Below are 689 nucleotides of genomic sequence, written 5' to 3'. Positions count from 1 at the left end.
CTGTATGTATCAACGAAGGTTTGTTGGTAGATACGCCCAACGCCTTTGAGATTACCGACGTAAAATGTATCTTGAGAGCCTAGATAACCTGGGTGAGCCGTTTCAATTTCACCACACGCTTCGTCATCATGTTTTTTCTTTTCAAGCGCAGCTACTTGGGCGTCGGTGAGAATAATACCTTCGTTAGCCATTTTACTTTCTAGCGCCTTGAGACGCTTTTTGAAGTTCTCTAGGTCATGACGTAGCCATATTGAACGAACACCGCTGCCAGAAACGAATACGCCTTGTTTTCTGAGTTCATTACTCGTTCTGTGTTGGCCATGAGCTGGATAATCGACAGCGTATTTAATGACGGCTTGTTCAGTTGCTTCATCAACTCTATTTTTTAAGTTTGGCGCTCTACGACTTTTATCAATTAACGTATCAAGTCCACCGTCTTCGACGAGTTCTTGATATCGATAAAATGTATCACGGGATACGCCCATCACTTTGCAGGCTCTTGATACGTTGCCAAGTTCTTCTGCAAGATTAAGTAAACCCGCTTTGTGTTTAATAATTGGATTGTTAGTATGTAGCATGAGAGTTACCTCTTATATGTTTTGATTTAAAGATTCGACACCTTTTATCAAAACGGGTAACTCTCACTTTTTCAAGTTGATGTGTCAGATCTTGTCTGAACTAATACAACT

1 protein-coding gene is annotated in these 689 nt (G+C 40.8%); it reads right to left on the bottom strand.

The window, feature by feature from the left end:
- A partial coding sequence (locus I6E69_RS20480) for a helix-turn-helix domain-containing protein (protein WP_197122225.1) occupies nt 1-578 on the bottom strand: 578 nt, incomplete at its 3' end.
- Nucleotides 579-689: the final 111 nt, after the last annotated feature.

Origin of the sequence: Pseudoalteromonas sp. NZS100 (assembly GCF_015864815.1) — a bacterium.
GTDB classification, from domain to species: Bacteria; Pseudomonadota; Gammaproteobacteria; order Enterobacterales; family Alteromonadaceae; genus Pseudoalteromonas; species Pseudoalteromonas distincta.
Note: the sequence above shows the minus strand (reverse complement) of the source record. Positions and strands in the feature narration are given on the sequence as shown.